The sequence below is a fragment of the Acidobacteriota bacterium genome (assembly GCA_020853395.1).
Lineage (GTDB): Bacteria > Acidobacteriota > Vicinamibacteria > Vicinamibacterales > SCN-69-37 > JADYYY01.
The window spans coordinates 63,634-82,110 of the sequence record JADYYY010000015.1 but is presented as its reverse complement, the minus strand read 5'-3'; the positions used below and the strand labels follow the sequence as shown (position 1 = coordinate 82,110).

The window sequence follows — 18,477 nt, the reverse complement described above, 5'->3', positions numbered from 1 at the left end:
GAAGGCTCTAACGCCGCACCCCAGGCGGGCCGAATCCCTTCGACGCGTCGTCGAGCACGAGCACCCAGTCGATCATCTCGCCAGGATCCGGCGGCGTGAACGTTCGCTCGCCGGCGTTCGGGACGTTCCCGATCCGCATCGCGCGGCCCGTCCGTGGATCGAACCACCACGCCGTGATCGTTGCGCCGGTGACCTTCGACATCCTCACCGTGAACGGCCGCCCGACCGGTGCGTACACCATCGCGTAGCCGCCGTTCGCGTCGCGCGTCGCCGCGACGTGGTAGCGGCCGGCGCCGGGCATGGCCGTCGGCACCGGTCCGGCGACGATGACGTCCTGATCGGGCACGCGCGAGAGAAACGGCCGCGACTCCAGCAGCGCCCGCGCATGCTGCATCTGAGCCGCGCCGGGTTGATCGATCGCGTCGTACCAGGGCATCAGCGGGTTGTTGATCCCCTGACGCCCCGGTGCCCACATCTGCCACACCGAGTGATGACCGTACGTGTGGCCGAACGCACCGGAGAAGAGATCCCAGTAGAGCGGCCGCCGGACGTCGCTCGCGATCGAGTGTCCGAGGTTCGCGGCATTGAACGACACCGGGTGGTCTTCGTAGATCGGCTCCCCGTCGACCACGGGCTTGATCGGCGTGCGGGCGTAATCGGCCGCGGTCTGATCGTAGCGGCCCGTGAACTCGGGCGTGTGGCCGTTCTGGCGCATGTTCACGTCGAGCCACGCTTCGTCGTGAAACCACTGCGCCGATCCCTGGCCGCCGCTCGGATGCCACGTGATCAGATGCCCGCCGGCGTCGCCCGCGCGCAGGCCGCGCGCCATCGCCCGCGTGATCTCGCGGTGCACGTCGTTCTCGACCGGCCGATCGCCGCCGAGAATCCAGATGATGTTCGGCACGTCGCGATACCGTGCGCCGAGCCACCGGCCGTACGTCTCGGCGTTGCCGGGCGTGAACACCTCCGGCCCGGCGCCGCGGCGGATGTTCCACTTGTCGCCCCACGTGGGCAGCAGGCCGACGTAGATGCCGCGGTGCGCGGCTTCCCGCACGACGAAGTCCACGTGGTCCCAGTAGTCGTCGTCCGGACCGTCCTTCACGTCCGGCGTCGACGGATCGTCGTTGAGGAGCGGCCGGTGGCCGTACGCGTTCGGCGTGTTCAGCCCGTCGAGCTCGGCCAGCGCCACCGCCTGCACGACGGTGAAGCGGCGGTCGGCGCGGTTCTGGAGGTAGCGGACCGCCTCCTCTCGATTCAGCCGGTGGAACAGCTCCCACGCGGTGTCGCCGAGCCAGAAGAACGGCGAGCCGGCATCGGTCACGAGGAATCGTCCGTTCTCCGAGACCTTCAACCGCGGCAGCGTCCCCTGTGCCGCAGCGGACGCCGCGCCGAGGACGACGATGCCGACCCAGGACCAGAACGCGCGACAGGCTGGCATGATGGCGAACGATACAGGAATCCGGACGCGACGGCGAGCCGTCTCGAGCCACGTGCTAGAGTTCAGGGTTTGCCTGTTCCCGTCGAGGCCACATGTTGAGAGCCGGAATCGTCGGGCTGCCGAACGTCGGCAAGTCCACGCTGTTCAATGCCATCACGCGTACCCGCAACGCCGAAGCGGCGAACTATCCCTTCTGCACGATCGACCCCAACGTCGGCATCGTCACGGTGCCGGATCCGCGGCTGGAGCCGCTGCGCCGCATCGCGAAGACCGACGTCGTCATCCCGGCCGCGATCGAGGTCGTGGACATCGCCGGCTTGGTCAAGGGAGCGAGCCAGGGAGAAGGGCTGGGGAACAAGTTCCTCACGCACATCCGCGAGGTCGACGCCATCATCCAGGTCGTCCGCTGCTTCGAGGATCCGGACGTGCACCACGTCTCGGGGAGCGTCGATCCCGTGCGCGACATCGAGGTGATCAACACGGAGCTGATGCTCGCGGATCTGGATTCGGTGACGAAACGGCGCGAACGGCTCGGGAAGGACATCAAGCGCGGAGACAAGTCGGCGGCAGCGGAGGAAGCCGTGCTCGCGCGGATCCAGGCGGCGCTCGATGCCGGCCGTCCGGCGCTCACCGTGGACCTCACGCCGGCGGAGCGCGCGCTCTCGGCACCGTTGTTCCTGTTGAGCGACAAACCGACCATCTTCGCCTGCAACGTCAAGGAGGCCGACCTCGCGGGCGCCGACCGGCTCGCGGCCGTTCAGCAGGTGCGCGAGTACGTCGGCCGGCACCTCTCGTGCGAAGCGGTCGTGATCAGCGCGCAGATCGAAAGCGACCTCGTGGACCTGTCGGCCGAGGAGGCGCAGGCCTATCTCGCCGAGATCGGCGTATCGGAGAGCGGCGTGGGCGCCCTCATCCGCGCGACGTATCGGCTGCTCGGGCTGCGGACGTTCTTCACCGCGGGCGAGAAGGAAGTGCGCGCCTGGACGATCCACGCGGGCGACACGGCGCCGAAGGCCGCCGGCGTCATCCATTCGGATTTCGAGCGCGGGTTCATCAAGGCCGAAACGGTGGCGTACGACGACCTCGTCCGCTGCGGGTCCGTCGCGGCCGCGCGGGAGCAAGGCCTCTACCGCATGGAAGGCAAGGACTACGTCGTCGAGGACGGCGACGTGATGCTGTTCAAGTTCAACGTCTGACGCGCGCGTCAGTCCTTGCTTCGCTTCTCGTCCCACTCGAGCGACATCTCGGCGCCGGCGGCGAGCACGCGGATCGTGTCGGCGACGTCGAACGTCCGCACATCGGGCGGGAGATGGACGACGTAGGTCAGCTCCTCGTCCGACTGGCCGACGAGCTCGAACGGCAGCGCGAATCCCGTCAACGCGCCTTCGAGCCTGGGACGAAACGCACCGGCATCCTTGACCGCCACCTTCAGCTCGTATCGGCGCCGTGCGGCCGGCTCGAAGTACTCGACCAGCCAGAGCGTCGCCGCCATGAAGATCGTGGCGAACGGCGCCAGGCGGTACAGACCGACGCCAGCCGCGAGCCCTGCCGCCAGCGCGCAGAGCATGACGACCGCATCCTTGGGATCGTCGATCGTGGATCGATAGCGGATCAGGTTCGCGGCTCCGACGATGCCGAACGCGCGCGCAAGGCTCTGGCCGACCACCAGCATGATCACCGCGCCGACGACGGCCAGCATGATCTGCGTCTGGATCACGAGGGCATTGCGGCGCGTGCGCGCCCGGTGCCGTGGCCGAAGGGCGAGCACCGCTCCCAGCGCAGCAGCGAGCGGCAACCGGATGAACGCCTCGTGCAGCTCCTGCATGCCGGGGCCCGGCGCGGCGTCGATCCCTTGCTCGACGGCCGCGCCGCCCGGTAGCGGCTGCGCCGCGCCGCCGCCCTGCGCCACGACCACCGCGCCGCACGCGGCGGACGCGACGACGAGACCAACCAGCATCGCGCGGACGAACGCTGGGATTCTCCGCTGGGGAAGCATGGCGCGAAGTATAAGGGCCTTTTCCCTTTTCGCCTTTTCCCCTTTTCCCTCTTTCCTTTGCCCTCTGCCCTTTGCCCTTTGCCCTTGTAGAATCGCGTCGTGCGCGTGACCCGAGCCCTCGTCCGGCCAATCTCGGCGTCGCCGTTCGACGACGCTAAGGTGGCCGAGCCGCCGAACGCCTCGGAAGTCGTCGCCCTCGGCGACGGCCGGTTCCTCTTCTGCGACAACAACGTGAGCGACACGCTCTTCGAGATGCGGCTCAACCGCAGGGGCCTGCTCCACGGACGGCTCCTCCGGCACACGATCAGCGGCGTCTCGCCGCAGTTCTACGACGACTTCGAAGGGATGGCGCTCGCGGCCGACGAGTCGCGCCGCTATCTCGTGCTGGCGACGTCCTTCAGCCTGAAAGTGAAACGGCGGCGCGCGGCGTTGAAGAGCCGGCGCGGCCGCCGCGCGATCGAACGGGAGAGCCTGCTGCGCGTCACCCTCGGCACTGGCCGCGATCACCAGGCCGAGATCATCCCCGGCTTCAGGTCATGGCTCTACGAACACACGCCGGACCTGGGAAAGCGCTGGCGCAAGAGCCAGATGCGGATTCCGGACGACGGCGGGCTGAACGTCGAAGGGCTAGCGTGGAATCCGAAGACGAACGAGCTGCTCTTCGGCATCCGCACGCCCGTGATCGACGGCCGGCCCGTCGTCCTGCGCGTCCGCGTGGGTCGCATCGGCGGGCCCTGGAACCTGAGCCGCTTCGAGATGCTGCCGCCCGTGCTGCTCGATCTCGAATCCCACGATCGGGGCGAGCGCGGCATCCGGACGCTGGAGTACGACGCGGCCCACGATCGCGTGCTGATCGTGACCGGCAACGCACGGAGCGGCGACAAGGTGCCGTTCGAGCTGTGCGCGTGGGACGGTTCGCCCACAGGCCGGCTCACGCGCTTTCCCGGCGTACGGTTCGATCCGCGCTTCCGCGTCGAGGGTGTCACGCCGGGAACGATCGGCGGACGCGAGGCGATGGTGTTCGTCGACGACCGCGGCGGGTACCAGGTGCTCTGGGGCGACGACCCGCGGCTCCACCATCCGGAGCGAACGCCATCGCGGCGCAGCGCCGCGCGGAGCAACGCCTCGGCGCGCGGCCACGCGGTATGATGGCGGCGCTCCGGACAACTCGCGACGGGAGGCCCCGATGAGACCGACACGGATAGGGCGGCGGGACTTTGGCGCGCTGGCGCTCGGCACCCTTGGCGCCGCGGCCTTCACGAAGCAGCCGGCCCAGAGCGGCTGGACGCCGCTCTGGAACGGACGGGATCTCAGCGAGTGGACGACCTGGCTCGCCAGGCCGGAGCCGACGTCGAACGTGCCCGGCCTGAAGCGCGACGCCAAGGGCACCTACCTCGAGCCCATCGGCGCCAATCGCGACCCGCTCGACATCTTCACCGTGGCGCGGGACATCGACGGAGGTCCAGCCATCCGCGTCTCCGGTGAAGTGTTCGGTGAGCTGCGGACGAAGGGATCGTTCCGCGACTATCACCTGACGCTGCAGTTCAAGTGGGGACAGAAGAAGTGGCCGCCGCGCGACGCGGCCACGACCGCGCGCGACAGCGGGCTGCTCTACCACGTGCACGCGGATCCCGGCGCGCAGGGGCGCACGTGGGCGCGCTCGATCGAGCTGCAAATCCAGGAGCACGACGTCGGCGATCTGTACGCCGTGGGGTCCGCCATCGCCGTGCGTGCGAAGCCGCGTCCCGGAACGTCGCCCGCCGTGTTCGAGTACGACCCGGCCGGCGACTGGACCTACTTCACGCAGATGCCGGGCTTCTCGGGCCGGTGCGTCAAGATGCCCGACGCCGAGAAGCCTACGGGCGAGTGGAACACGGTGGAGCTCGTCTGCCTCGGCGAGGAGGCGCTCCACATCGTCAACGGCAAGGTCGTGATGCGTCTCTACGGGCCGATGCAGATCAACAGCGCCGTGCCGTCCTCCGTGACGTCCGGGCCGCTCATCCTGCAGTCGGAAGGCGCGGAGCTCTTCTACCGCGACATCCGGATCCGGCCCATCGCCGCGATCCCGAAGGAGTACGCGTAGCGCCGGCGCGAAGCCGCCGCGGCCCTACCGCTGCGGCTTCGGATCGAGGTTCGTCGTCAGGTCTGCGGCCGTGATCGCATCCCGCACGCCGCCTGGCGGGACCTCGACGCGGGCGATCCACAGCAGCGCGTTGAGCACGACGCGACGCTGGTTCGGATCGCCCCAGTTCGCGTGCGTGTGGCCGCCGGTGAAGCCGAAACTGCGGCCCCCATTCGCCCGCTCGTACACCCACATCATCGTCTCGACCTTGCCGCTGTCCGCGATGACGTGCGGATACGGACCCTTCGGGCTGACGTACGGCCCCTTGCGCACGTCGTCGCTCGGCGTGGCGGTCAGGATCGGCGTCATGCGCGCGCGCGCCGCCTGGTCGGGCGTCCAGCGCATGTTGAAGTACCACTCGTCGTGGTTGCTGAAAGGCGCGACGCCGCGCGTGACCGGATGGCGGGGGAAGCTGTTGAACGCGGGCGCCCACATCGGGTTCACCGAGTAGTTCGTCTCGTAGTAGCCGCCGATCCAGCGCTGCATCGCCTCGCCGGTCGCCCCCGCCGGCACCTCGACGCCGTAGTGACCGAACCCGAGGCCGACGCCCTTGGCCGCGAGCGCGTCGACGATCGCCATGTGGTCGCGCTGAATGGCGGGATGGCCCGCGCCACCGTCCGCGTAGATCAGCACGGCCGCCGCGCCGTCGAGCGCGGCGCTATCGTCCACCGTTTGGCCGTTCACCGTCTTCGACGGCCAGCCGTTGGCGTAGACGTCCACGGTCACGCCCTTGACGCCCGCCAGCGCCTTCTGGAGCAACAGCGAACCGGCCCGGAACTCGTGCATGCCCGGCGGATGGCTCGGCTTGCCCGCGACGATCACGATGCGCGCGTCCGCCGCGCCGCTCACGGTGGCGACCCACGCTGCGGCCACCAGACACACGAGCAGGATCACACAGCCGGCTGCGAACCGAAGCGGTCTCATGGGGACTCCTGTGTAGCTATTAGAGCATCACCTCGGGGCCGTTCGAGCATCGGCGATCGGATCCTCGAAAGCCTGGGCACGGCGGCTCGCGCCGTGCCGCCGGGCATCGACAGTATGATGCGCGCATGAAGTGCGGCGTGACGACGTACATCTGGACGGCGGAGTTCACCGAAGCGCACGTCGGCGTGCTGCCGCGAATCAAAGCGCATGGCTTCGACGGCGTGGAGGTGTCGCTCTTTCGGCCGGCGACCTTCGCAGCCCGCGTCATCCGTGACGCCTGCCGCACGAACGGCCTCGAGTGCACGGTGACCTCGGCCTTCACGCCCGGCCTCAGCCTCATCGCCGAGGACGTCGCCGTGCGGGCCCGATCGCTCCAGCATCTCCGTGACGCAATCGAAGCCACGGCCGAGGCCGGTTCGACAATGCTCGCCGGCCCGTTGTACTGCCCAGTCGGCGAACTGCCCGGCCGGCGCCGGACCGACGACGAGTGGCGCAGGGCCGTCGAGGGCTATCAGTCGGTCGCCGACACGCTCGATGCCTGCGGCGTGACGCTCGCGATCGAGCCGCTGAACCGCTTCGAGACGTACTTCCTCAACACCGCGGCGGATGCCGCGGCGCTCTGCGACGCCGTCGCCCATCCATCGGTGGGGGTCCTCTTCGACACGTTCCACGCGAACATCGAGGAGAAGAGCATCGCCGAAGGGCTCCGCCGCGTCGGCCGCCACGTCAAGCACATCCACACCTGCGAGAACGACCGCGGCACGCCGGGTTCCGGGCACGTCGAGTGGGACGACGTCTTCGCCGCGATCCGGGCGATCGGCTACGACGGGTGGCTGGTCATCGAGAGCTTCGGGTTCGCGCTGGGCGATCTGAGCGCCGCGGCCGCGATTTGGCGCGACATCGAGCCGTCGCCGGAATCCATCGCGTTCGACGGCATCCGCTTCCTTCGACGGCAGATCGCTTCACGGTCTTGATTGGCTGGCAGCGAGCCGGCACTCGCTCGGGGCGGGATGGCGTCGAGGTCGGCGCCAGAACCGCGCTGACGCCGGTCACTCGTCGATGACCGGCGCCAGCGCGGTGGAGGAGCCTGAGCGTCTCTCGCCTTACCTCGGCAGCGCGAAGGCGATGTAGCCGTACGGCCCGGTCGGGTTGACGGGGGCGGCGCTGTTGCCGCCGCCCTGCGCACCGGCCACCGAGCCAGGGGTCACGGGCGGCGACATGAACACGATGTACTGGCGGCCGTTCGACATGTACATCTCGGGGATGCCGATCGACTGGCCGGCGGTCTTGCCCTTCCACAGCACCTTGCCGGTGTCCACGTCGTAGGCACGCGCCCAGCCGTCTTTGCCGTTCTGGAACAGCAGACCGGTTCCGGTCACGATCATGCCGTTGCGCGCGCCGACGCCGCCGGTGTCGTGCACGCCGGTGGTCGTGCAGGGAACGGCCGCGTCGCACGGTCCGCCGGTCGTGGTCCGCTCGACCGTCGCCGGATCGTCGCCGTTCGGCACCTGCCACTTGATGTCGCCGGTGTTCAGGTCGTAGGCCGTGATGGTCGTGTAGGGCGGCTTCGTCGAGGTCGCCATGACGTTGTAGCCCGACTGATAGCGCTTCGTCAGCTTGGCCGCGTCGACGTCGGTCGGCCACGGCATGTTGCCGGTCGTGCCGCCGACGCCCGGGAAGAACGGCCCGCCGTAGCGCGCGGGCAGCGCCGGCTTTGGCGCGCCACCGCTCGCCACGACCGGTCCAGGCGGAAGCGGCACACCCGCGCCGCGGCCACGGCCCGCACCGCCGCGGCCCGCCGGGTTCATCACGGTCAGCCACGCGTAGATCGCGCGGATGTCTTCGTTGGTCACGTCGAGGATGGGCCGCATGTTGTTCCGGCCCTCGGAGACGATGACGCGCATGCTCTCTTCGTCGATCCGATCGTTCACGCCGAGCAGCGACGGGACGCCGGGAATCGCGGGCTTGAGGTCAGCGCCGTGGCACGCCGCGCAGTACTGCGCGAACGCCCGCTGGCCCTGGTTCACCTGGCCCATGTTCACCTGATTGCCGCCGCCACCACCGCGGCGGCCCTGCGCCAGCGCGGGATCTTCGATGTCGTTCACGCGGAGCACCGCCACCTGGTTCACGCCGGCGACGAAGACGAACCCTCGCTGCGGATCGCCCGCCGTCGTCCCCCAGTTGGAGCCGCCCTGGTTGCCGGGCATCGAGATCGAGTCGCCGTTGAGCTGTGTCGGCACGAACAGGCCGCCCTGCGGCCCCGTGCCGTTCCGCGCGTTGCGCACGCGCAGCTTGAGAGCCTCGTATTCCTCCTTCGTGAGGAGGTTCGGGTTCACGTCGTCCTCGGTGAACGACTGGCGAGCGAAGGCAGGCGGCTTCGTCGGGAACGGCTGCGTCGGCGAATACCACTCGCCGGGCACCTCGCCCTTCATCACCGGGCGCTCCTCGATCGGCCAGATCGGCGCGCCCGTCTGGCGGTTGAACACGTAGAGGAAGCCGGTCTTGCCGGCGAGGGCGACGACGTCCACGCGCTGGCCGTTGTGGTTGGCCGTCACGAGCTGAGGCGCCGAGACGTTGTCGAGGTCCCACAGATCGTGGTGAACCGTCTGGAAGTGCCAGAGCCGCTTGCCCGTGCGGACGTCGAGGGCGAGCAGGGAGTTCGCGAAGAGGTTCTGCCCGTGGCGGTCGGCGCCCCAGAAGTCGGCGGTCGCCGAGCCGGTCGGGATGTAGACGATCCCACGCTCGTCGTCGACCGACATCTCGCCCCAGTTGTTCGCGCCGCCGATGTACTTCCAACCGTCGGGCGGGTTCGTCTCGTAGCCGAACTCACCCGGGCGCGGCACGGTGTGGAACTGCCAGACGAGCTTGCCCGTGAGCACGTCGTAGGCGCGGATGTCGCCGGGCGGCGTCATGATCTGCTCGCCGGCCTGCCCGCCGAAGATGATCGTGTTGCGCCAGATGCGGCCCGGGCTGGCCGGCATCACGCGCAGGCTCGTGCCTTCCGCGCGCGGAAGCCCGACGCGCATGTCGGTGATGCCGTTCGTGCCGAAGGAGAGAATCGACTTGCCGGTGGTCGCGTCGATCTCCTGCAGGAAGCTGTCGACGGCGAAGATCAGCCGGCGATCCTTGCCGTCGGCGCTCTCCCAGTAGTTGATGCCCTTGCTGGTGATGCCGTTCAGCCCTTCGTGCACCCAGACCTCTTTGCCCGTTGTCGCATCGAGCGCCACGAGCGCGGAGTTGTTGCGTCCCAGCCCGTACACCATGTTGTTCGCGTAGACCGGGCTGAACGTCGGCGCGCCATACGGGTAGAACCAGGCCATCTGGAGCTGGCTCACGTTGGCCTTCGTGATCTGATTGAACGGCCGGAAGTTCGAGCTGTTGGCGCCCGGCAGCCCCTTGCTCTGCTGCTGTGCCGCTGTCAGCGCGCCCAGACAGACGGTGGCGACCGTGAGTGCGGCAGCCGTCACCGAAAACGTGCGACTGGTCGATTTCATACCAAGTATCCCTCTGCGATTCGGGTCGAACACGAACGCGCCGCGCCGGCCGCCCCTGCGGGGCCGGAAGGGTCGCCATGCTACGCCCGCCTGTTCTGCATCGCACAGTAAATCACGAATGGGGGAGGACGGCCAATCCAGCAGCCCTCGAGCGGCGGGCCGCAGCCGGGCACAACGCCACGTCGAGCCGGACGGCGCCCGGGATTAAGATGAATCGTCCGCGATGAAGCCCGCGATCTCGACCCCAGAGACCTGTCCGCCCGACGCCCAGCCGATGTCGTGGACCCGCGATCTGCGGCGGCTCACGTTCGCCGGTGTCGGCGTCGTGTCGGTCGGCGTCGGCTGGATCGGCGTGTTCGTGCCGGGACTGCCGACCACGATCTTTCTGATCGTCGCGTCGTACTGCTTCACGCGGAGCTGCCCGTGGCTCGAGCAGCGGCTGCTTCGCGTGCCGATTTTCGCACGCTACATGAAGGTGCTCGACGAGGGACGGGGCATGTCGACGCGGGCGGTCGTGACCGCGCTCGCGTCCATGTGGTCGTGCGTGGCGGTCAGCCTGCTGGTGCTGTCGGTGGCCGGCCGCCTGCGCCCGTGGGTCGCCATCGCGATCGTCGGCGCGGCGCTCGTCGGCACGGCCACGATCCTCCTCTATGCCCGCAAGCCCGCCGCAGGCGTGACGCCCACCGGGACGTCGACCTAACCCGGCGGCCGTCCGAACGCCGTTGCCCTTCGGGTCAGTTCGTCGGCGGCGCGTACGCCACGCCATCGGGCGTGGGACCGGCGGCGAGATAGCCCACGATCGCGCGTTTGCCGAGGTCGATGATCGCCACGCGGGCCTGAGCGCTGAGCGACAGGAACAGATACCGCCCGTCGGGCGTGAGCGTCCCGCCCTGCGGCGCCGCGCCCGCGATCGACAGGCGGGCGACCTCGCGCCGCGCGGCGCGGTCGAGGAACCGTACTTCGTGCAGCGTCGGATCCGGCACGATCACGTATCGGCCATCCGGCGTGAAGAGCATCCGATACGGCCACCGCATGCCGTCGACGACCGTGGTCACGCTGCCGGTGCCGGGCTCGAGCACGCTCACGCGTCCCGTGCCGTTGCTCCCGACCCACACTTCCCTGCCATCCGGCGTGACGTCGATCGCCTCCGGCGTCGCAGGCACGTCGAATGTCCGGAGAAACGCGCCGTTCACCAGATCGAGCTCGGAAACCGTGTGGCCGCTCATGTTCCCGGTGTATCCGCGCCTGCCGTCCGCCGTGACGCCGATCATGTGCGAGCCGCCTGCCTCGGTCGGAACGAGGGCGCGAACGCGCCGGTCGACGACGTCCACGATGGCGACGTTGCGGCTCGCCTCGTTCGTCACGGCGACGAGGCGGTCGCCCGGGAGGAACGCCACGCCGTGCGGACGGCCGGCTTGGCCGAGATCGATCGTCTTCGCCGTCCGGCTCGGCACGTCGACGACGGTCAACGTGCGGCCCGCGCCGTAGTCGGTCACGACCGCCGTACGCCCGTCTGCCGACAGCGCGATCTCGTGCGGGCCCTGGCCGGTTCGCACCGTGGCCAGCGTGCGGCCGCTCGCGACGTCCAGGATGGTCGCGGTGCCGGGAGTCTTGTTGGTGACGATGAGCGTGCCGGACAAGCCGGGCACCTGGGCGGTCGCGGGGCCGGCCGCGCCGACGCCCGCGATCAGCGTCAACGTGAGCACGGACGGCAGCATGTGGGCGAACGGACCTGCGGCTGACGACATGCGCGACTCCTCTGCAGATGCGTTTGCCGTGTCTCGTTGAGACGGCCGCCGCCATCGGTTCGTTCCGGCATCTCGCCGCGACGTACAATCGGCCGACGGCGCGAGACCCTGCCGTCGGGAGGCGTGTTCGTGGCGTCAGCGCAAGGATCCGGTCCTCCATCCCAGCCCGGCTCGGCGACCCGCCGTCCTCCCCGCGTCGCCTGGACCATCGTCCTGCCCGTGGTGTCGATCGTGCTGTCGCTGTTCGTTTGGTACGAGACGCGCCAGGAGCTGGCGAAGCTCTCGCAGTCGCACGCGCAGCTCCAGACCGATTTCGACACGGCGCGCGGCCGCACGACCATCGACGTCGCGGGCGCGCCGGCGCTCGGTCCCGCCGACCAGGTCGTGACGCTCGTCGAGTTCTCCGACTACGAGTGCCCCTTCTGCCTGCGGCACTTCACGCAGACGATGCCCCAGATCGAGACGCAGTACATCAAGACCGGGCGGATCCGTTACGTGTTCAAGGACTTCCCCATCGATGAGCTGCACCCGGCGGCCATCCGCGCGCACGAGGCCGCCAGGTGCGCCGCCGAGCAGGGCAAGTTCTGGCAGATGCACGCGCGGCTGTTCAGCCGCGCCGGATCGCACGACGACGCGGGGATCGAGGCACGCGCGACGGAGGCTGGCCTGTCGGTGCCGTCGTTGCGCGAATGCCTCGCGAGCGGCCGCGCGACCGCCGGCGTGCGGCAGAGCGTCGAGCTGGCGAAGTCGCTCGGCGCCAACGGTACGCCGTCGTTCTTCGTCGGACTGCGAGACCCGGCGACCGACGAGGTGCGACTGCTGACGGCCGTCACGGGCGCCCAGCCGTTCTCCGTCTTCGAGCAGGCCATCGCCGCCGCCGCGGCCCGGGCACGCTGAACGTCTCCGTCCCTCGGCCTTCGGTCTACAATTCGCGCCCTGTGTCGCCCGAGGCCCCATCCCCAGCCAGGCCGGCGCCGCTGCCGCGGTTGCTCGCGGCGCTCGTCGTCATCGTGTTCGCCGCGGTGCTGGTCCGCACGGCGTGGATCGGCGACGACATGCTGATCTCGCTGCGCGCGGTGTTGAACGTCACGCACGGGTTCGGGCTGACGTACAACATCGCCGAGCGTGTGCAGGCGTTCACGCACCCGTTGTGGGTGCTGCTCGTCACGCTGGCCTATCTCGTCGGCGGCAATCTGCTGCTCGGCACGCTCGCGCTCGCCGGCGCGCTGTCGGTGGCGGTCGTGTGGCTCGTGCTCACGCGCGCGACGACCGCGGCGCAGGCCGCGGCCGCCGGCGTCGTGCTGCTCTTCTCCAACGCGTTCGTGGACTACTCGACGTCGGGTCTCGAGAACCCGCTGTCGCACGCGCTCATCGTCGCGCTCGTGCTGGGGGCCATGCGTGCCGAGCACTGCGATCGTGAAGGTGTCCCCGGCGGGTGGGCCGACTCGCTGGCCACGCTCTGGTCGATCGAGTCGCTGCTGTACCTGACGCGACCGGATCTCGTGCTGATCGGCGCGCCGCTCGTCGTGTTCGGCTCGCTCCGGGCGCGCTCGGTAGCGCGCGTCGCGCGAGCGGCGGCCATCGGCACGACACCGGCTCTCGCGTGGACGCTGTTCTCGCTCGTCTACTACGGGTTCCCGTTTCCGAACACGGCGTACGCGAAGCTCGGCGCCGGCATCGGATTCGGACCGCGGTGGACGCAAGGGTGGCTCTACGCGGCCGACTCGATCGACCGCGATCCGCTCACGCTCGTCGCGACGGCATTCGCCGTCTTGCTCGGCCTGTCCGCGCGCCACGCCGTGGCACGCCTGCTCGCCGTCGGCATCGCGCTCTACCTCGTGTACGTCGTCTCGATCGGGGGCGACTTCATGAGCGGCCGGTTCTTCTCCGCGCCGCTGCTCGCCTCGGCGCTGATCGTCGGATGGATGGCCGACCGGCCGCAGGCGTTCTGGGTCGCCGCGACGACGGTGCTCGTGGCCGTCGGGCTCAGCGCCGCGCACGTTCCGCTGCTGAACGACAGCCGGTTCGACGATCCCGGCATCCGCAAGAGCGGCATCGTGGACGAGCGCGGCACGTACTTCAAGGAGCGATCGGTCGTCCGCGGCGATCGGCGGACGTTCCGGAGCCCGGGCTGGCCCATGAACACCGGCGCGGCGATCCGGCCGCGCGTCGTGCCGGTGTGCGGGCTCGCCGGCGCGGCCGGGCTCGAGCAGGGGCCGTTCGTGCACGTGCTCGACGAGTGCGCGCTGACCGATCCCCTGCTCGCTCGCCTCCCGGCCGTCTACAACGACGAATGGCGCATCGGGCACCTGCGGCGGACCATCCCGGACGGCTACGAAGCGAGCCTCGCGAGCGATGCGAACCTGCTCACGGATCCCGCGTTGAAGCAGTTCTACGATCGGATCCGCCTGATCACGCGAGGCCGGCGTCTCCTCGCACCCGAGCGCCTTCGGGCGATCGCCGGCATGACGACGGGCCGGTACGATGCGCTCGTCAACGTGCCGTACTACCGCCACGAGCGGGCGCTCGTGCCGCTCGACTCGCTCGCGGACGTCAAGGAGAACGGCACCGCGATCGACGCGCCGGGCGTGCGGCGGCTGACGGGGCCGCTCGCGGTGTCGTGCGAGGACGAGGGCGGCCGCCGCTACTACGAGGTGAGCCTGACCGCCAGCGCCTCGTATCGGCTGGTGTTCCTGAAGCGCAATCAGCACGTCGGCGCGGTCGAGATCGGCGCGGTCCCGGAACATCGACGGCCGCAGGGGCTCGCCGTGCACTACGGCGACGTGCCGCCGCTCGCCCTCCGCGGCGGCTTCGATGTGGTCGTCGTCGAACCGTTGTCGGACGGCGGCGGTGACGCGATCGGCCACCTGCTGCTCGACGGCACGCCGGCGACCGACGCGCTGCTGCGCGAGCGGCGCGCGCGGCTCGGCGAACCCGTCCAGTAGCGCGCCGCCTACGCGGCGGCCTGGAACGGCCACTGCGCCCTGTGCTTCGACCAGCCGAGGAAGCACACGATGCCGAGCACGAGGAATCCGAGACCGAAGACGATCACCGTCGGATCGGTCGTCGCGAACACGAAGATCCAGCCGAACAGCGCGACGAGCGCGGGGAGCGGGTACAGCCACATCCGGTACGGCCGCGGCATGTCGGGCCGGCGGCGCCGCAGTGCGATCAGCCCGCCGATCTGGCCGATGAACTGGACGAGGATGCGGGTCGCGATCAGCGCGTCGATGACCATGCCGAGCGAGACGAAACTGCAGAGGATCGAGATGGCCCCGAGCACGAGGAGCGACACGTACGGGAACCCGCCGGTGGGATGGAGCCGGCCGAACACCTTGAAGAAGTAGCCGTCTTCGGCCGCCGCGTACGGGATCCGCGAGTAGCCGAGCAGCAGGGCGAACACCGAGCCGAACGCCGTCCACAGAATCAGCCAGGTGAACCCGCTGGCGATCCCGTGCCCATAGATGCGCTCCATGAACGTCGAGACGACGAAGTCCGACTCCGGATGCGCTGACGCCGGCACGAAGTCGCGCCACGGCACGACGCCGATGATCGACAGGTTGATCATCAGGTAGATCAGCGCGACCGCCACGGTGCTGATCACGATCGACCGCGGGATCACGCGGCCGGGATCCTTCACCTCGTCGCCGATGTAGCAGACGTTGTAGTAGCCGAGATAGTCGTAGACGCCGACGCGCGCCGCGGCGCCGAGGCCGAACAGGAACCCGAGCGAGAAGTTGAAGGCGCCCGGCGGGAAGTCGAACGCGACCTTCGGATCGAAGTGCGCGATGCCGGTCACGATCACGCCCAACGTGGCCACGAGCGTGCCGATCCAGAGCGCCACGGTGATCTTCGCGATCGACGTGATGCGCCGGTAGAGCACCACCACGTTCAGCACGCCGACGCCGGCGGCGACGAGCAGCATCTGGCCGGGCGTCAGGCCGGTCCAGATGTAGCCGAGGTACTTCGTGAACCCGATGTAGCCCGACGCGATCTCGAGCGGCCCGCTCAGCACGAACTGCCAGACGAAGAGAAAGGCCATCAGGCGGCCGAACGTCTCCCGCCCGAAGGCTTCGCGCAGGTACCCATACGACCCGCCGGACTTCGGCATCGCCGCGCCGAGCTCGCTCCAGACCATGCCGTCGGAGATCACGATCGCCAGCGCGACGACCCATCCGAGCATCGCCTGCGGCCCGCCGAGCGCGGTCATGAGCAGCGGGATCGTGATGAACGGCCCGATGCCGATCATGTTGATCATGTTCAGCGCCGTGGCCTGCAGCAGTCCGAACCTTCGCGTCAGCGTCGTCGACATGGAGGCGAAATCGTACAAGGGCAAAGGGCAGAGGGCAAAGGGCAAAGGTGAAGGGGAGAGGGAAAAGGGAGGGGAGAGGGAAAAAGGAAAAGGAGGGAAAAGGGAAAAGGGAAAAGGGGGCAGGAGCGTCGCTCCTGCCCCCTTTCTCGAGCGCGGCGTGACGTCAGACCGTTCGTCGTCCGGCCATCATGCGGTAGAGGAAAAGAAGAATGAGGGCGCCGACGAGCGACATGATGAAGCCCGCCGGATCGCCCGGACCGTAGAGGCCCATGGCGCGCCCGAGGAAGCCGCCGAGCACGGCGCCGACGATGCCGAGCAGGATCGTGACGATCATGCCGCCCGGATCACGTCCGGGCATCAGCAGCTTGGCGACGACACCGACGATCAGGCCGAAGACGATCCATCCCAGAATGCCGAACATGGTCAACATCCTTTCTGCAAGGGTGAACTGGACGCGCCGCCCATCGGCGGCGTCGTGCTGGACGACGAACCTCGCTCTGTGCCCGTGAGCCCCGTGAACGACGACGCGCGGCGTGCGCACGGCCGCGATGCCTCGGCACCGTCGCGATGGCGGGCGCCGCCCTGCACCGTCGCTCATGTTTCCGCGTGCTTTGACCTTGCACTGCGGGCGAGCAAAAAGCAAGAGCTGAGCCAGCCCAGCGTCGTCGTGAGCCGCCTGGTGGACGGTCCGAACCGGGCGCCGCGCGCCTCAGGGTGGCTAGCGACGCGCCGAGAGTATCCGGCGATTCGCAACGGCACGGTGACCCGATCGACCGAAGGAGATGCTGCCGGCGGCCGCGTTCCCGGCTAGGCCGTGGCTAGGCTCTTGCACTCCGCTGCCGTGACCGGACCTTCTATGGCTTCTCACCTCGTGCCTCCACGCGCCGCGCGGCAACACGAGTCGGCGACCGATCGCGGGCCCGGCACCCCTGTGCCGCCGCTGTCGCTCTTCGCCCTGGGCATCGTGGGCGGATGGTGGTGGGACCGGCGCCATCCGTGGCCGCTCACGCCCGACGAAGCGTCCTGGCTGATGGTCGCCAGCGGCGTCGCGCTCGTCGCTTTGGGCGCCGGATGGTTCGCGTGGGGCATGGAAACGTTCGCACGCGCGCGCACCGGCATCCTGCTCCAGCGCGCCGCGACGTGCGTGGTGCACCACGGCCCGTACCGATGGTCGCGCAATCCGATGTACGTGGGCTGCGTGGCGATCTATCTCGGTGCGACGTCGTGGCTCAACTCGGCGTGGCCGCTCGTGCTGCTGCCGGTCGTGATCGTCGCGCTGACGTCGATCGTGATCGCGCGGGAAGAACGGTACATGCGGTGGCGCTTCGGCGCGGAGTACGACGCGTATTGCCGCCGCGTGCCGCGATGGCTGTGAGGCTGACTGGAGCAGAGACGCGATGATGCACCGCTTCGACCCACGGCTCGGCACGCCGCATCCCGCCACCGCGCTCGTGCTCGGCGCGCTCGCGGCTCCGGCGGCCGCCGCCGGCGCGCTCTTTGGTCTCGGCGTCGGCCCGGCGATCGTGGCCGGCGCGCTCGCCGCCGGCCTCGCCGGCGTCTGGCACATCCGGCGGCTCACCGCCGATCGCGCCCGCACGATCTCGGATGCGGAGACGCTTCGCCGAGAGCTCGACGACGCGCAGCAGGCTCTTCGGACACGCGAGGCGCTCCTCGATCAGGAGCGCGAGGCACACCGTGCCAAGGACGCGCTGCTCTCGGCGATGTCGCACGACCTGCGTGCGCCGCTTCAGGGCATCACCGCATGGACCCAGCTCCTCAGCGCCTCGCAGGACGACCCGGCGTGCTCTCGCGGCCTTGCGGCGATCGCGCGAAACGCGCAGAACCTTGGGCGCGTGCTCGCGGAGCTGGCGGATGTGTCGAACGTCGTGACCGGCACGACGGACCTGACGTTCGATCTCGTCGACCTGCGGACGCCGATCCGGGCGGCGATCGACAGCGTCCGATCCCCGGCGCACGCGAAGTACATCGTGCTCGACGTCCATCTGCCCGAGGAACCCTGCTACATCACCGGCGATCGCGATCGCCTCCAGCGTGTGATGAGCACGCTCCTGTCCAACGCCGTGCGTTCGACCCAGACCGGCGGCGTCATCAGCGTGATGGTGGCGCGCGAGGGCGCCGACTACCGCGTGGACGTCGCCGACACGGGCATCGGCATCGCGTCGGACGTGGCACGCCCGTTCGAGCGCTGCCAGCCATTCGACGTCGCGGCCGCACGGGAGCACACCGGCGTGAACCTCTGGCTCGCCATCGTCAAGGAACTGGCTGAACGGCACGGCGGATCCGTCGACGCGTCCAGCGCGTGCCTCGACGACGCGTCGGCGATCGCGATCAGGCTGCCGGCGCTGACCGATGTGCGGTGGCCCGACGCCTGCGGCCCGCCGCCGCCATCGCCGAGGTCGACCGCATGACGCCCCGGCCGCTC

The 18,477-nt window shown here is 69.4% G+C and carries 16 protein-coding genes; 9 read left to right on the top strand and 7 right to left on the bottom strand.

Annotation, left to right across the window (positions count from 1 at the left end; genetic code table 11):
* Positions 1-7 precede the first annotated feature (7 nt).
* Positions 8-1,438 carry a glycoside hydrolase family 140 protein gene (locus tag IT184_14360; protein MCC7009986.1) on the bottom strand — a complete coding sequence of 477 codons (1,431 nt, stop codon included), beginning with the start codon at positions 1,436-1,438 and terminating at the stop codon, positions 8-10.
* A gap of 92 nt (positions 1,439-1,530) precedes the next feature.
* Between IT184_14360 and ychF the strand changes: the two genes are divergently transcribed.
* Positions 1,531-2,634 (top strand): redox-regulated ATPase YchF, encoded by a 1,104-nt coding sequence (ychF, locus tag IT184_14355; GenBank protein ID MCC7009985.1) that lies wholly within the window; start codon positions 1,531-1,533, stop codon positions 2,632-2,634.
* An 8-nt stretch (positions 2,635-2,642) separates the two neighbouring features.
* Here ychF and IT184_14350 read toward each other — a convergent pair whose 3' ends face one another.
* Entirely contained in the window at positions 2,643-3,434 is a 792-nt protein-coding gene (locus IT184_14350; protein ID MCC7009984.1) for an MgtC/SapB family protein, read from the bottom strand.
* A gap of 99 nt (positions 3,435-3,533) precedes the next feature.
* Between IT184_14350 and IT184_14345 the strand changes: the two genes are divergently transcribed.
* Entirely contained in the window at positions 3,534-4,583 is a 1,050-nt protein-coding gene (locus IT184_14345) for a DUF3616 domain-containing protein (GenBank protein ID MCC7009983.1), read from the top strand.
* 37 nt (positions 4,584-4,620) lie between these two features.
* Positions 4,621-5,517, top strand: a complete 897-nt coding sequence (locus IT184_14340) for a DUF1080 domain-containing protein (GenBank protein MCC7009982.1) — start codon at positions 4,621-4,623, stop codon at positions 5,515-5,517.
* 24 nt (positions 5,518-5,541) lie between these two features.
* Here the strand turns inward: IT184_14340 and IT184_14335 are convergent, their stop codons facing one another.
* Positions 5,542-6,480, bottom strand: a complete 939-nt coding sequence (locus tag IT184_14335) for a ThuA domain-containing protein (GenBank protein MCC7009981.1) — start codon at positions 6,478-6,480, stop codon at positions 5,542-5,544.
* Positions 6,481-6,605: 125 nt separating this feature from the next.
* Between IT184_14335 and IT184_14330 the strand changes: the two genes are divergently transcribed.
* Positions 6,606-7,454, top strand: coding sequence for a sugar phosphate isomerase/epimerase (locus IT184_14330; protein MCC7009980.1), 849 nt, complete (start codon positions 6,606-6,608; stop codon positions 7,452-7,454).
* A 129-nt stretch (positions 7,455-7,583) separates the two neighbouring features.
* On the opposite strand, the gene IT184_14325 is transcribed toward IT184_14330, so the two are convergent.
* Positions 7,584-9,974, bottom strand: a complete 2,391-nt coding sequence (locus IT184_14325; GenBank protein ID MCC7009979.1) for a PQQ-binding-like beta-propeller repeat protein — start codon at positions 9,972-9,974, stop codon at positions 7,584-7,586.
* Between the two features lie 223 nt (positions 9,975-10,197).
* On the opposite strand from IT184_14325, the gene IT184_14320 reads away from it, so the two are divergent.
* On the top strand, positions 10,198-10,674 hold the full coding sequence (locus IT184_14320) for a YbaN family protein (GenBank protein MCC7009978.1): 477 nt from the start codon (positions 10,198-10,200) through the stop codon (positions 10,672-10,674).
* 34 nt (positions 10,675-10,708) lie between these two features.
* Here IT184_14320 and IT184_14315 read toward each other — a convergent pair whose 3' ends face one another.
* Positions 10,709-11,722, bottom strand: coding sequence for a YncE family protein (locus IT184_14315; GenBank protein MCC7009977.1), 1,014 nt, complete (start codon positions 11,720-11,722; stop codon positions 10,709-10,711).
* A 129-nt stretch (positions 11,723-11,851) separates the two neighbouring features.
* On the opposite strand from IT184_14315, the gene IT184_14310 reads away from it, so the two are divergent.
* Complete coding sequence (locus IT184_14310; GenBank protein MCC7009976.1) at positions 11,852-12,619, top strand: DsbA family protein; 768 nt, start codon at positions 11,852-11,854, stop codon at positions 12,617-12,619.
* Between the two features lie 41 nt (positions 12,620-12,660).
* Positions 12,661-14,667 carry a hypothetical protein gene (locus tag IT184_14305; GenBank protein MCC7009975.1) on the top strand — a complete coding sequence of 669 codons (2,007 nt, stop codon included), beginning with the start codon at positions 12,661-12,663 and terminating at the stop codon, positions 14,665-14,667.
* A gap of 8 nt (positions 14,668-14,675) precedes the next feature.
* Here the strand turns inward: IT184_14305 and IT184_14300 are convergent, their stop codons facing one another.
* Positions 14,676-16,034, bottom strand: coding sequence for an amino acid permease (locus tag IT184_14300; GenBank protein ID MCC7009974.1), 1,359 nt, complete (start codon positions 16,032-16,034; stop codon positions 14,676-14,678).
* A gap of 163 nt (positions 16,035-16,197) precedes the next feature.
* Positions 16,198-16,455: a GlsB/YeaQ/YmgE family stress response membrane protein gene (locus IT184_14295; protein MCC7009973.1), complete on the bottom strand. Its 258-nt coding sequence runs from the start codon at positions 16,453-16,455 to the stop codon at positions 16,198-16,200.
* Between the two features lie 435 nt (positions 16,456-16,890).
* Between IT184_14295 and IT184_14290 the strand changes: the two genes are divergently transcribed.
* A complete protein-coding gene (locus tag IT184_14290; GenBank protein ID MCC7009972.1) occupies positions 16,891-17,409 on the top strand; it encodes an isoprenylcysteine carboxylmethyltransferase family protein in 519 nt (172 codons plus the stop codon).
* Between the two features lie 22 nt (positions 17,410-17,431).
* On the top strand, positions 17,432-18,463 hold the full coding sequence (locus IT184_14285; GenBank protein MCC7009971.1) for a HAMP domain-containing histidine kinase: 1,032 nt from the start codon (positions 17,432-17,434) through the stop codon (positions 18,461-18,463).
* Positions 18,464-18,477: the final 14 nt, after the last annotated feature.